The sequence below is a fragment of the Thermosipho sp. 1244 genome, from assembly GCF_018588215.1.
Taxonomy (GTDB): Bacteria; Thermotogota; Thermotogae; order Thermotogales; family Fervidobacteriaceae; genus Thermosipho; species Thermosipho affectus.
This window is the reverse complement of the sequence record NZ_LNGA01000021.1, coordinates 1-12,358: the sequence shown is the minus strand read 5'-3', so window position 1 is coordinate 12,358 and position 12,358 is coordinate 1. Positions and strand designations below refer to the sequence as shown.

Genomic DNA, 12,358 nt, shown 5'->3' with positions numbered 1-12,358 from the left:
TATGGCAGTTACGATGAAAAGTGAATATGCGCTGAGGTTGTTGCTTCTTTTGTCTGTTGAAAATAAGCAACTTAGTACAAAAGAATTGATTGAAAGGTGTAAAAATAAAATACCATATGAATTTGCACAAAAAATTTTGTCCAAATTGGTATCAGCCGGGATTTTATCATCATCTAGGGGAAAGTTTGGAGGGTACAAGCTTATTAAAAATCCCGATGAAATAACCATTTACGATATTGTAACAACTGTGGATGATATAACTTCTGTGATTACGTGTTTTGTAGAACCGGGGAAAATTAAGACTTCACCTGAAATTTGTACTGTAAATGAAGTATGGCAAATAGTTATGGGTAGGTTTTCACAGTCATTGAGATCTGTAACTTTGGAAGATTTACGAAAGTCTTATACAAAAAAGTGTGAGAAGTATGAAAGGAGGAGCAAATTATAAAGGTAGGTGTTGCGTTAAGTGGAGGAGTTGATAGTGCGGTTGCTTTATACCTTTTAAAGCAAAAAGGGTATGATGTTACTGCTTATCATATTAAAACAATTCCAGATTCGATTTACTTGACAAAGGAAATAAAACATAAGGTTTGTTGTAGTCCATCTGATACCTTTGATGCAATGAAAGTAGCAAAGAAATTCGGTGTAGAAATGAAAATAGTACATGTTGAAGAGGTATTTAAGGAAACGATAGTTAAATATTTTTTAGATGAATATAGAAATGGAAGAACTCCCAATCCTTGTTTTTTTTGTAATGATTGGATTAAGTTTGGGGTTTTGCTTGATGAAATCTTAGAAGATGGTAATGACTATGTTGCTTCAGGTCATTATGCAATTGTAAAAAACGGTAAGTTGTACAAGGCAAAGAGTAAAGAGAAGGATCAGTCCTATTTTTTAGCTTCTATAAAACGTGGAAAATTGGGACATTTGTTGTTTCCAAATGGTGAATATGAAAAAGAAGAAATTAGAAAAATTGCGAAAAAATTGGATATTCATGTGCATTCAAAGGAAGACTCTCAAGATTTGTGTTTTATACCTGATAACGATATTTATAACTTTTTAAGTGAGAATGGTGTGAATTTTAATCCAGGATTGATATTAGATACTAAAGGAAATATTTTGGGGACTCACAAAGGATTACCAAATTACACAATTGGACAACGAAAAATAGGAATTGCAACTGGGAAAAGATTGTATGTGTTAAAAAAAGATTTTGAAAATAATTTGTTGATTGTAGGCGAAAAAGATGAAGTGTTTAACAAAAAGTTTACCGTTTCGAAATTAAATTTTTTACAAGATGTATCTAACTCTCTACTAGGATATGTTAAAGTTAGAAAAAAGTTTAAAGAAGTTAAATGTAAGGCGTATTTTTTAGATGGAAGATTGTTTGTAGAGACTGAAGAACCGGTATTTGCTATTACTCCTGGCCAAATAGCAGTAATTTATGACGATGATGGAGCGGTAGTGGTATCAGGAATTATTGAAGAGGAGGGATGGAATGGATTTAAAGGTTTTGATTGATCAAGGAAAATTGAAAAATCGTATTAGAGAGTTAGGAGCTGAAATTACGAATTATTATAAAGAAAAAACGAACACAATTCATGCTGTTTGTGTTCTGAAAGGTGCTATACACTTTTTTACGGATTTGGTTGAAAATATTGATTTAAATGTTGAATATTCTTTTATTCATGTTTCAAGTTATAGTGGGATGGAATCTACTGGAAGAATTAGGGTAAAAAGTTGGATAGATGAACCTATTGAAAGTAAATATGTCTTAGTGATTGAAGATATTTTAGATACTGGGCAAACGTTATCGTATATTTTAGGATATTTGAATAGATATAATCCTAAAGATTTGAAGGTAGCTACTTTGCTCAAAAAACCTTCAAAGAAGCCAATTGTTGGTGCAGATTTTATTGGTTTTGATATTGAAGATAAGTTTGTAGTGGGATATGGTTTGGATTTTGATGAAAAGTATAGAAATATTCCTTATATAGGTTATATGGAATGAGAAAAAGTTTATTAATTACAGTTGGGGTTATTATTACATTGTTTTCATTAGGAATAGTTTTAATTCCTTGGTTTAGGATAATATTATATGTGATATATTCTCCTCTTAAGGAGGAAACAAATTTTTTGGTGTTAGGTTTAGATAAAGATATTCAAGGTACTAGAAGAACAGATGTAATAATGTTTTTAAGTGTAAATGCTAAGACAAAAAATATAAAAATTTCCAGTATTCCAAGAGATCTAATAATAGATGGAAAAAAAATAAACTCATATTATCAAAGAAATGGTTTAGATGCTTTGATAAAATTAGTAGAAGGATTTTTGAATAAGAAAATAGATAGATATGCAATAGTTGATTATGATGTAATAAAGATCATTGGTGATGAAATAGGTCCAGTTGAGGTTTATATAGATCAACCTATGAAATATACTGATTATTCTCAAAATTTGATAATTAATTTTGAACCAGGATTACACAATTTATATGGTGAAGAGCTCCTTGCTTTTATGAGATTTAGAAAGGATTTTAGAGGTGATCTTGGAAGAATAGAAAGACAAAAATATATTATTGAACAGCTTTTAAAAACAGCACTTAAAAAAGATATCTTTACTTTATCTAAAACGTTTAAAAAGGTTTTTGATATGATAGAGACAAATGTTAAAACTTCAGAACTTGTTTATTTAGCAGTAAATTTTAGAAATGGGTTTAATTTGAAAAATATATCTTTTCCCGTAAAGTATGATGTGGATGGAAATATCTATCCAGGTGATTTGAAAAATTATAGAGAAGCTTTTAATGGAGAGAAAAAAGAGGAGAATAGTTTCAATTTTTATATATTAAACAATACGAAAACTCAAACAAGAACATACAACGTGAATTTATATTATATGTGGAAGGCGGCAGGTTTCATTCCAGAAAAAATATATAACTTGCCCCAATTATCTTTAAAAGAAGATACGGTGTATGTTTTAGATGAAAGTGTAAATATTCAAACTGTCAGTAACATAGTAAAAGTAGTGCATCCAAAAAGAAGGTTTGCTATAAAATATGCAAAAGATTACTTAGAGGAATATTATTTGATAATTGAAACGTTATCTTCTGAAAGAAGCTATATAAAGTTTCCAATTGATTTTATAGTTATTCTAACAGGATAGAAATTTTTTCTTTATTTTTTGTGTGTAAATGTGAGCTAGTCTTGTTGGTTCTGGAAGTTTGTATTTTCCGATAAATAATTTTGTTATTTTGAGACTAGAAGTTATATCTATTAAATATCCAGGTGATATAAAAATGGGCTTGACATTATCTTTGCTTCTGTATACTATACCTAGTCTTTCACCGCTGTATTCAAGATATGAAAAACTCCCACGTTTTTTTTCGGGTTCTTTGTAATTTCCTACCAATTTACTTTTTGCGATTCCAATTGTTGGTTTTTCAATCCAAAGCCCCATATGACTAGCTATTCCTAGTTTTCTTGGGTGTGCAATACCATGTCCATCAAAAAAAACAATATCTACATTTGTTTTTAATTTTTCCCAAGCTTTTAAAAATATAGGTCCTTCTCTAAAAGCGAGTAATCCAGGGATGTAAGGGAATTTTACTTTTTCAATGTGATGTACAATTTCTTTGATGTTAAATTTTTGATCTAGAACTACAATTACTGCCAATCCGTATTTATTTGGAAATGAAAGATCAACACCCGCAACTAGAAAGGTTTCTTTTTCAAACTTTTTAAATTTTAATAATTTTTTCAATTCATTTTGAATGTTTATAGCTTCTTTTGGGGTTATGTTCCAATTGTGTAATTTTTTGTATATCATAATTTCACCCTTTTGAGTTTGGTGTGCTAATTTTCTTTTTGTCTTCTTGTTTAAGTTTGATAATTCTATCGTACATATATTCGAAAAATTTAATATTTATTTTTCTTATAACTTCATTTGGTATTTTTTCAATTGTATCTTTTAAAATTTCAGTTAACATTATTACACCTTTGGGTAAATAAGATGGGCCTAAAAAATCCATCGCCTTGTGTAATTTTTTATACAAGTTTTTGTCTAAATTTTTGTATAACCTTTTAAATCCTAGTTTTGAATTGTTTCTATCGTAAATATATCTTAAAATTACAGCTAAATCTCCACATAAATGACTTCCAAGTCTTGAAGCCCATATTAAATCATTTCTTTTGTAAGCTGATACAAATTCTAACATGGTAAAGGAAAAAGAATTGAAATATCTTATAAAATCTTCCTCAGTTATAGAAAGTTTTTCTGCTTTATAATTATTTAAAAGACCTTCAGGATCGTGGATTATTTTTATTTGGTCAGTTTTTGGTAAATTACTAACAGTGACAGTATAAAAATCAAAATGTAGCCCGTTGTCAAAAACAGCAACAATTTGAGGTCCAACAAAATTTACTTCGGACCAGTAAAGTAATGGCCGGTATTGTTTCAGATAATGTAAACGCCTATTTAAAAATTCTTCTAATTTGTCGTTTTTCACAAGACAGTAAAAATCAACATCTGAATAAATATCCATTTCACCACGTGCAACTGAACCTTTAACAAATATTGCACGTACAGCCGGATCCTTTTTAACTAATCTAGAAATTGTGTTGATTGCATTTAATTGTTTCATTTTTCAACACCCCATAATATTTTAATAATCTAAATATTTTTTTATTAAGATTTTTAGTTATTTTTAATTTTTGTATTTGTTATTTGTTCAATATTTGTTTTAAATAATAAATTGGAAATGCTTATCATTAGCTAAGTACTTATTATAATAAAAGAATACATTGTTAAAAAAATATTATTGATCTATTCTCTTATTATAAGTAATATGAAAAAAACAAACATAAACTTATCAAAAAATTTCACAACAATATTCTACCACAACATCATCAAAAATTTATCTTCAAAAGTATAACTAAAAATACATAGATGTTTTAATTTTTTCCTTAGCAGTTTTAAAAGAACTATTTGTTCTTTCATTTAAAGAGACATTAGAAATTGGAACACTTTACTTTAAGAAAGTAGCTTAGAAAATTCATTCACAAAGTGTTATTTTGAATGTTTCTGGATGAGATGTATGTGTGTAAGATAAGTAAAAAATCATGTAAGGCGCAAAGTAATTCTGAAAAAAAGGATTATTTGGTAATATAAAAACAAAATTTGGTGAATATGTATATTCATACAGAGAAGATTTGGCAGGAATATTAGCTTTATTAAAGTTCCTATTCTACAACTTATATGTAACAATTTTTTGTTTATTGCTAGAAGAGATATTTTGTGCTTTTTAATTTATTTATTGTTTATTTTTTAAACAGCCTCATTTTTCTCGTAGTATTATAATTTTATAGTTAAATACTTAAAATAAAAATCCCCCAAGACGGGGGATTTTTATAACTTTACATTTTCAAATTCTCTAAAATGTTTTATATTTATTCTTTCTCTTTTTAACATATTTAATAATACATTCTTTGGCCCTATCTCAATAAACTCGTTTACACCTAAAGCTAACATATATTTTATTGATTGATACCAATACACCGGACCAGCTATTTGTTCCAATAAATAATATTTTAACTCTTCTGGATCAGTTGATGCTTTTCCTGTACTATTTAAAACAATAGGGACTTTTGGTTTATTAAATTTAACATGTTCTATTTCACCAATCAATTTTTCCCTTGCACTTTTTAAAAAAGGAGTATGAAATGGGCCTGAAACTACTAATTCTGCAACTCTAATTCCTTTTTCTTTGCAATCAATTATAAACTTGTCTATAGATATTTTTAATCCACTTATCACAGTTTGAGTTGACGAATTATAATTTGCAACATAAAGTCCTTCATAATTTTTCACTAATTCTTCAACTTGTGATGGGGAAATTCTCAAGACAGCTGCCATACTACCTTTACCTGGTTCTATTGCTTCTGAAATATACTCTCCTCTCTTTCTTACCAAGTATATTCCAAAATCAAAATCATAAACCCCTGCGGCAGCAAATGCTGTATATTCTCCCAAACTATGTCCAGCTGTAATATGATAGGTTACACCATTTTTCTCTAAAAATTTATATCCAACATAACTTGCCAAATATATTGCAGGTTGTGCATTCTCTGTAAGTTTCAATACTTCTTCATTACCATTCATTATATCAATCAAATTTAAGTTCAAAACTTCTTCTGCCCTTTTACTATAATAATTCCAATCTGGTAACACGGAAAAATCTTCAGCCATTCCGGAATATTGCGAGCCTTGCCCTGGAAACAAAAACGCTCTCATGCTTCCACCACCTTCAAAACTCTTTTTGAAATAACAACTGCTAAGACCATCTTTACAAAATCAATTCCAATAAATGGAAGTACACCGACAAAAAACGCTTTTGAAAAACTTTTCAAATGATATGCTAACACAGAAAAACCAAATAAATAAATTATAGCAAGTCCCAAAATTCCATAGATGAGCATAGAAAAATAATCTTTTTTAGAAAAACCAACAATTAACGCCGCAACCGGAAAAGCCATTAAGTATCCTCCAGTAGGACCAAAAAGATGAACTATTCCTCCGGAAAATCCGGCGAAAACTGGTAATCCAATTATACCTAAAGCCAAATATATTACCTGGACTAAAAATGCATAAAATGGTTTTAAAAAATATCCCGTTATAAAAATCATTAAAACCTGCAAAGTAATTGGTACTGTACCAATTGGAATACTTATTTGAGCCCCTACAATAGTTAGAGTGACAAAAAGTGCAACTAGTGCCAACTCTTTTGTTTTCATTAAAATCCCCCCTTTAACCCTAAAATTACCTCCTTATATTCACTTACAATTTCTCGAATAATTTCATCAACAGTCTTTACATCATCTATCAATCCTACAGATTGACCCGCCATAAAAGAACCTTCATCTGTATTACCATCAATAACTGCTTTTCTCAAACTACCCACAAGAATACTTTCTGCCTCTTGTGGACTTGAAACTTCCAATTTACGAACTACCTTTGAAAATTTTGTCTTTACAACTCTCGCAGAATGTCCTAACGCAGCACCAGTTATTACGGTATCTCTAATTCCAGATTTTAATATTAATTTTTTGAAATTTTCATGTACTTCTGCTTCTTTGGAAGCTATAAATCTTGTACCCATTTGTATTCCTTCTGCACCTAACGCGAATGCTGCAGCCATTCCTCTGCCATCAGATATCCCACCGGCAGCAATAACGGGAATTTTTACCTTTCTTGAAACTGCATTTATAAGAACAAAGGTCGTAACTTCACCAATATGCCCGCCTGATTCCATACCCTCAGCAATTACTGCATCTGCTCCACTTCTTTCTACCATTCTTGCAAGACTATCAGAAGCAACTACTGGAATTACTTTAATATTATTCTCTTTTAATCTTTTTATGTATTTTGTAGGATTTCCTGCACCAAATGTAACAACTGGAACTTTCTTTTCAATAACTACATCTATTAATTCTTCTACATATGGAGAAACCAAAATAATATTAATGCCGAAAGGTTTATCCGTTAAATTTCTTACTCTTTCAATTTCATTTTCCAAATCATCTGCCTTCAGTGGACCTGCACCAATAATTCCCAATCCACCGGCATTTGAAACAGCTGCAGCTAATTTTGCAGTTCCCGCCCAAGACATACCACCCATAAGGATGGGATATTTTATATCTAATAGCTTACATATTCTATTCATTAAATCACCTCTTCATTCCCAACATTAGTATTGCTTTAGCCACAACTTTATTTTCTACGTATGCTTTTCCTTCAACAAATACGATATTTGATTTAATATTCTTCAATTCAACTTCGTATCTCAATATACAATCCGGTCTTACTTCTTTTTTGAATCTTGCATTATCAATTCCAAGAAATAAAGGAATATCATCACCTTTTAAAAGCATAATTCCAGCCGCCTGTGCCATCCCTTCTATTATATACACGCCAGGATATATCGGATAATCAGGAAAATGACCTTTAAATACTTCAAGGGTTGATATAATATCTTTTTCTGCAATAATCTTTTTTTCTTCTTTTTTCAACACTCTATCAACTAAAAGAATTGGTTCTCTATGCGGAAGTATTTTCATTATTTCGTTTTTATCCATATTAATACCTCCCTACAACAATACACGCATTGTGTCCACCAAAACCAAAAGAATTTTTCAAAAAGTTATTTACCCTATAATTTACACTTTCCTTTACAATATTAATTTTTGATGAATTTTCATCTGGGTTTTCCAAATTTGGCATTCCATGAATAAATCCTTCTTTCATTTCAATCAAAGCAGCTATTGTTTCAACAGCTCCTGCCGCCCCCAAAAGATGACCTGTTAAAGCTTTAGTTGAATTAACAAATACATCTTTATCACCAAAAATATCCAGAATTGCTTTGGCTTCAAGTTCATCACCTACAGGAGTACTTGTCGCATGGCAACTTACCAAGTCTATGTTACTCGGCTCCATTTTTGCATCATTTAAAGCCATTTTCATTACAGCTTTTGAACCTGCTGCCTCAGGATGCGGCGCACTAAAATGATATGCATCGTCATTCATACCAAAACCTTTAACCTCAGCTAAAACTTCTGTATTTCTCTTTCTTGCAAAATCTTCAGATTCCAACACTAAGACTCCTGCACCCTCTGACATTACAAATCCGTCCCTGTCCTTGTCAAAAGGTCTTGAAGCTTTTTTGGGGTCATTATTTCTTGTTGAAAGAGCTTTCATTGCAGCAAATCCTGCTATTGGCAGTGGAGCAATTGTAGCTTCTGCACCTCCTACTATAGCAACATCCACATATCCATGTCTTATTAACATCGTCCCTAAAGCAATTGCATGAATTGAACTTGCACATGCACTTACCACGGAAAAATTAGGACCTTTCAAACCATATACCATCGACACAACTCCACTGGCCATATTGGAAAGCAACATCGGTATCATAAATGGGCTTACTCTATTTGCTCCTCTTTTCTTAAACACTTCATTTTGATTATCTAAAGTTAAAAATCCTCCCATTCCACTTGCAATGATTACCGCAACTCTATCTTCTATCCCTTCAAAATTTATTCTAGACGATTCAATCGCTTCTTTTGCTGCAACTAACGCAAATTGTGAATATCTATCAATTCTTTTGGATAATTTTCTGTCAATATATTCTTCTGGTTTGAAATTTTTCACTTCACCAGCAATTTGGACAGGCAAATCACTAGGATCAAAGCTAGAGATCTTATCTATTCCTACGACTGTATTTTTTAAGCTATTGGAAAATTCCTCTACGTTTTTTCCCAGCGGATTAATGGTCCCCATACCTGTAATTAAAACTCTTCTCACATTATCACCCTCCTTTAAATCATCTGATAAAATTATATCAATTTAACTTTTTTAAGTCAAGCAAACTTATAATTACTTTTAAATATTATGCTTTTCACATATTCACAATTTTGTTTGTTGCAATAATTTAAATTTAAAATAAAAAAATCCGGAGGGAATTCTCCGGATTTTTAAAAATTTATTTACTAGCAAATTTCCATTGAAATATCAATGTATTTTATTTCGCTTGTTAACCTTCCAATTGAAATTACATCAACTCCATTTATCAAATAATCTTTTAGATTTTCTTCACAAATTCCACCTGAAACTTCTACTATTATGTTCTTTTTATTTCTTATTAATTCTACAGCCTTTTTTGCATCTTGTGGAGTAAAATTATCCAACATGACAATATCCACATCTAAATCTAATACTTCTTCCAATTCTTTAAAGTTTTCAATTTCTACTTCTATTTTAGAGGTAAAGGGCTTTATCTTTGAAATTTGATTAACTGCTTTCTTTATTGATCCGTATATTTTTTTGTGGTTATCTTTAATCATAACAGTATCAGAAAGATTTAATCTGTGTGTGTTTCCTCCGCCGTCTAATACTGCTAATTTTTCAAGATCTCCAATTAAAGGAATTATTTTTCTTGTAGCAGATATTGTAATCCCAAAATCTTTAGCAATATCCACAAACTTTCTCACCTTTGTAGCTATTCCACTCATTAGTGATAAAATATTTAGAACAGTTCTCTCTATTACTAAAATGTTGTATGCATTGCCGTTTAAAGTTAATAAAATGCTATCTTTTTTTACAAAATCGCCATCATAAAAATTTATTTTATATTCCAAATCATAATGCTTAAAAATATGCTTTACAATCTTTATTCCCGATAACACCGCATCTTGTTTTAAAACTATTTCAGCCTCTACATATTTATTTTTCAAAGGATACGATGCAAAATCAATCAACCCTTCATCCTTTTCGATCCATTCAATAATTTTATTTATCATTTTATGCCTCCATAAGTTTAAACATATTTTTTATTGGAATCTTTGCCTTTTCAGAGACTTCCAAAGGAACTTCTATTTCAAATTGTTCTTTTTCCAATGCCAATAAAATATTCTTTAAATTATTCTTTTTCATGTTATTACAAATTGCACCATCAATTTGTATAAACATCTTTTTTGGATAGATTTTTCTCAACTTAACAACCATATCTTTTTCTGTTACAACTATATATTCATTTCCTTTATCTAATTTAGGAAACTTTTCCATTTGTGATGTACTTCCAATATAATCAGATATTTCTCTTATTTCTTTAGAAACCTCTGGATGCGATATAACTTTTGCCTTGGGATACTTCTTTTTTAAATCCAAAACATCTTCTTTAGTTATATAGTTATGAACATAACAATAACCTGTTTCACCAGGAACAGGAATAACTTTCTTTCCAGTTTTTTCTGCTACATAACTTGCAAGATTCTTATCAGGTCCGAAAAGAACTGTATCACTATCTATTTTTTTAACTATTTCTACTGCGTTTGCTGAAGTACATGCAAAATCTGCATACATTTTTGATTGTGCTGTGCTATTAACATATATGACAAATGGAACATTATACTTTTTTTTCGCATCTATTATAAGCTCTGATGTAAGGGAATTAGCCATCGGACAAGTAGCTGATCTCACGGGAACTATAACTTTTTTATTAGGATTTAAAATCTTTATAGTTTCTGCCATAAAATCTACGCCTAAAAATAAGATTTTTTCGTCTTTAATTCTTGTAGCAAGCCTTGCAAGTTGCAAAGAATCCCCCAAATAATCCGCTATTTCCTGTATATCTCTACTTTGATAATTATGTGCAAGAATTATATATCCTTTTTCCTTTGCTAATTTTTTTATCTTTTTTTTCAAGAGTTCCATAAATATTAACCTCCTATCTTTATTTTTTCAAAATTTTTTCTCAAAACCGCCGCTAAAGTTAATGGAGCTAACAAACTTGTTTTGGGATTGGGAGATTGATTATTTTCAAAGGTAAATGTGTAATTTCCCACACTTGAAATTGCTTCAATTTTATGTATATTCTTCTCAACATTTGGATCTGAATAAATTTCCACCAATACTTTTTCAAAACTTCCAACTGCTAGCGACAAAGTGACGGAAATATTGGTATTTTTTGGGAATCTATTTATGGCATCTATTGCACTTCCACTAAAAATTAACTCCCTTTTTTTATCATTTCTTCCAAAAGAAATTGGTGGTTTGAAAGTTTTCAAAAATACTTTATCAATATATTTTCTAATTGAATAAATAACATCTAATCCTCCAATAGCCCCAGATGGTATATAAATGTTAGATTTAGAATCTACAATTTTTTTCATAAAATTATTCCTAAAAGTTGAATCTGCAAATGCACCTGTACTTAAAATATAAAAATCTTTTCCTGAATCTAAAATTTCTCTGTAATATTTTTTTACCGCTCCAACAGATGCACATTCTATTACCATATCACAATCTTCTGGAATAGAAAAATTTTCTAATCTAATCCCCAAGTCGCTTGTTATTTTTTTCTCATCATAGTAATAAAAATCATCAATAATATCTTTTAATTCTTTTAAAATTATCTTCGTTGAATTTCCAAATCCCAAAAACATTGGTTTCATCTGTCTTCACCTCCGAAAATATTTTACATCTGATAATTACATTTGTCAACTAAGTAAGGGAGTGTTTCAAAAATAAGAGGAAGTGGTTCAAAAATAAAAGGGGAGATGATATAATCTCCCCTGATATGAGAAGAACTAACATAAAGAAAATACTCAAACTTGTTAAAAAATTTTACAACAATATTTTACCACAACTTCCTCAAAAATCTACCTCCAAAGGTAGACCTAAGAAATACCCAGACGCACTAATTCTTTCCTTAGCAGTTTTAAAAGAACTGTTTGCTCTTTCGTTTAGAGAGACATTAGAAATGGGTGCATTATACTTTAAGAGAGTTCCATCTCTTAGAGATTTT

Annotated in this window: 14 protein-coding genes and 1 pseudogene; 5 read left to right on the top strand and 10 right to left on the bottom strand. The window is 30.2% G+C overall.

Going from position 1 to position 12,358, the window contains the following annotated elements; all coding sequences use genetic code 11:
- The first annotated feature begins 1 nt into the window (after window position 1).
- From AS157_RS04900 to AS157_RS04885, 4 genes are read left to right on the top strand one after another with little or no spacing between them, the layout of a single operon-like run.
- Window positions 2–448, top strand: coding sequence for an RrF2 family transcriptional regulator (locus AS157_RS04900; RefSeq protein ID WP_077289926.1), 447 nt, complete (start codon window positions 2–4; stop codon window positions 446–448).
- The gene (mnmA, locus tag AS157_RS04895; RefSeq protein WP_077289927.1) at window positions 445–1,521 is read left to right on the top strand and encodes a tRNA 2-thiouridine(34) synthase MnmA; all 1,077 of its coding nucleotides are present in this window, start codon (window positions 445–447) and stop codon (window positions 1,519–1,521) included. The genes AS157_RS04900 and mnmA overlap by 4 nt, the downstream gene beginning before the upstream one ends.
- Window positions 1,499–2,011 carry a hypoxanthine phosphoribosyltransferase gene (hpt, locus tag AS157_RS04890; RefSeq protein ID WP_077289928.1) on the top strand — a complete coding sequence of 171 codons (513 nt, stop codon included), beginning with the start codon at window positions 1,499–1,501 and terminating at the stop codon, window positions 2,009–2,011. Before mnmA ends, hpt begins: the two co-directional genes overlap by 23 nt.
- Complete coding sequence (locus AS157_RS04885; RefSeq protein WP_077289929.1) at window positions 2,008–3,165, top strand: LCP family protein; 1,158 nt, start codon at window positions 2,008–2,010, stop codon at window positions 3,163–3,165. The genes hpt and AS157_RS04885 overlap by 4 nt, the downstream gene beginning before the upstream one ends.
- Here AS157_RS04885 and nfi read toward each other — a convergent pair.
- The 10 genes from nfi to nadX all read right to left on the bottom strand — a co-directional run bounded on the left by nfi (window position 3,154) and on the right by nadX (window position 12,005).
- Window positions 3,154–3,828 carry an endonuclease V gene (gene nfi / locus AS157_RS04880; protein ID WP_077289930.1) on the bottom strand — a complete coding sequence of 225 codons (675 nt, stop codon included), beginning with the start codon at window positions 3,826–3,828 and terminating at the stop codon, window positions 3,154–3,156. The genes AS157_RS04885 and nfi overlap by 12 nt on opposite strands.
- A gap of 4 nt (window positions 3,829–3,832) precedes the next feature.
- Window positions 3,833–4,642 (bottom strand): aminoglycoside 6-adenylyltransferase, encoded by an 810-nt coding sequence (locus tag AS157_RS04875; protein ID WP_077289931.1) that lies wholly within the window; start codon window positions 4,640–4,642, stop codon window positions 3,833–3,835.
- A 764-nt stretch (window positions 4,643–5,406) separates the two neighbouring features.
- The gene (locus AS157_RS04870) at window positions 5,407–6,291 is read right to left on the bottom strand and encodes an ACP S-malonyltransferase (RefSeq protein WP_077289932.1); all 885 of its coding nucleotides are present in this window, start codon (window positions 6,289–6,291) and stop codon (window positions 5,407–5,409) included.
- Window positions 6,288–6,791 (bottom strand): biotin transporter BioY, encoded by a 504-nt coding sequence (locus AS157_RS04865; RefSeq protein WP_075666516.1) that lies wholly within the window; start codon window positions 6,789–6,791, stop codon window positions 6,288–6,290. The genes AS157_RS04870 and AS157_RS04865 overlap by 4 nt, the downstream gene beginning before the upstream one ends.
- On the bottom strand, window positions 6,791–7,720 hold the full coding sequence (gene fabK, locus AS157_RS04860; RefSeq protein ID WP_077289933.1) for an enoyl-[acyl-carrier-protein] reductase FabK: 930 nt from the start codon (window positions 7,718–7,720) through the stop codon (window positions 6,791–6,793). The genes AS157_RS04865 and fabK overlap by 1 nt, the downstream gene beginning before the upstream one ends.
- A gap of 4 nt (window positions 7,721–7,724) precedes the next feature.
- A complete protein-coding gene (gene fabZ, locus AS157_RS04855) occupies window positions 7,725–8,132 on the bottom strand; it encodes a 3-hydroxyacyl-ACP dehydratase FabZ (protein WP_077288017.1) in 408 nt (135 codons plus the stop codon).
- A 1-nt stretch (window position 8,133) separates the two neighbouring features.
- On the bottom strand, window positions 8,134–9,357 hold the full coding sequence (gene fabF, locus AS157_RS04850) for a beta-ketoacyl-ACP synthase II (protein ID WP_077289934.1): 1,224 nt from the start codon (window positions 9,355–9,357) through the stop codon (window positions 8,134–8,136).
- A gap of 185 nt (window positions 9,358–9,542) precedes the next feature.
- The gene (gene nadC, locus AS157_RS04845; RefSeq protein WP_077289935.1) at window positions 9,543–10,352 is read right to left on the bottom strand and encodes a carboxylating nicotinate-nucleotide diphosphorylase; all 810 of its coding nucleotides are present in this window, start codon (window positions 10,350–10,352) and stop codon (window positions 9,543–9,545) included.
- A 1-nt stretch (window position 10,353) separates the two neighbouring features.
- Window positions 10,354–11,265, bottom strand: coding sequence for a quinolinate synthase NadA (gene nadA / locus AS157_RS04840; RefSeq protein WP_503004950.1), 912 nt, complete (start codon window positions 11,263–11,265; stop codon window positions 10,354–10,356).
- Between the two features lie 5 nt (window positions 11,266–11,270).
- Complete coding sequence (nadX, locus tag AS157_RS04835) at window positions 11,271–12,005, bottom strand: aspartate dehydrogenase (protein ID WP_077289937.1); 735 nt, start codon at window positions 12,003–12,005, stop codon at window positions 11,271–11,273.
- Window positions 12,006–12,130: 125 nt separating this feature from the next.
- On the opposite strand from nadX, the pseudogene AS157_RS04830 reads away from it, so the two are divergent.
- A pseudogene (locus AS157_RS04830) lies at window positions 12,131–12,358 on the top strand (hypothetical protein); the annotation flags it as partial.

Coding starts and splice junctions, on each gene's coding strand:
- AS157_RS04900 (WP_077289926.1), top strand. CDS start 2: ATGGCAGTTACGATGAAAAGTGAATATGCGCTGAGGTTGTTGCTTCTT.
- hpt (WP_077289928.1), top strand. CDS start 1,499: ATGGATTTAAAGGTTTTGATTGATCAAGGAAAATTGAAAAATCGTATT.
- AS157_RS04885 (WP_077289929.1), top strand. CDS start 2,008: ATGAGAAAAAGTTTATTAATTACAGTTGGGGTTATTATTACATTGTTT.
- nfi (WP_077289930.1), bottom strand. CDS start 3,828: ATGATATACAAAAAATTACACAATTGGAACATAACCCCAAAAGAAGCT.
- AS157_RS04875 (WP_077289931.1), bottom strand. CDS start 4,642: ATGAAACAATTAAATGCAATCAACACAATTTCTAGATTAGTTAAAAAG.
- AS157_RS04870 (WP_077289932.1), bottom strand. CDS start 6,291: ATGAGAGCGTTTTTGTTTCCAGGGCAAGGCTCGCAATATTCCGGAATG.
- AS157_RS04865 (WP_075666516.1), bottom strand. CDS start 6,791: ATGAAAACAAAAGAGTTGGCACTAGTTGCACTTTTTGTCACTCTAACT.
- fabK (WP_077289933.1), bottom strand. CDS start 7,720: ATGAATAGAATATGTAAGCTATTAGATATAAAATATCCCATCCTTATG.
- fabZ (WP_077288017.1), bottom strand. CDS start 8,132: ATGGATAAAAACGAAATAATGAAAATACTTCCGCATAGAGAACCAATT.
- nadC (WP_077289935.1), bottom strand. CDS start 10,352: ATGATAAATAAAATTATTGAATGGATCGAAAAGGATGAAGGGTTGATT.
- nadA (WP_503004950.1), bottom strand. CDS start 11,265: ATGGAACTCTTGAAAAAAAAGATAAAAAAATTAGCAAAGGAAAAAGGA.
- nadX (WP_077289937.1), bottom strand. CDS start 12,005: ATGAAACCAATGTTTTTGGGATTTGGAAATTCAACGAAGATAATTTTA.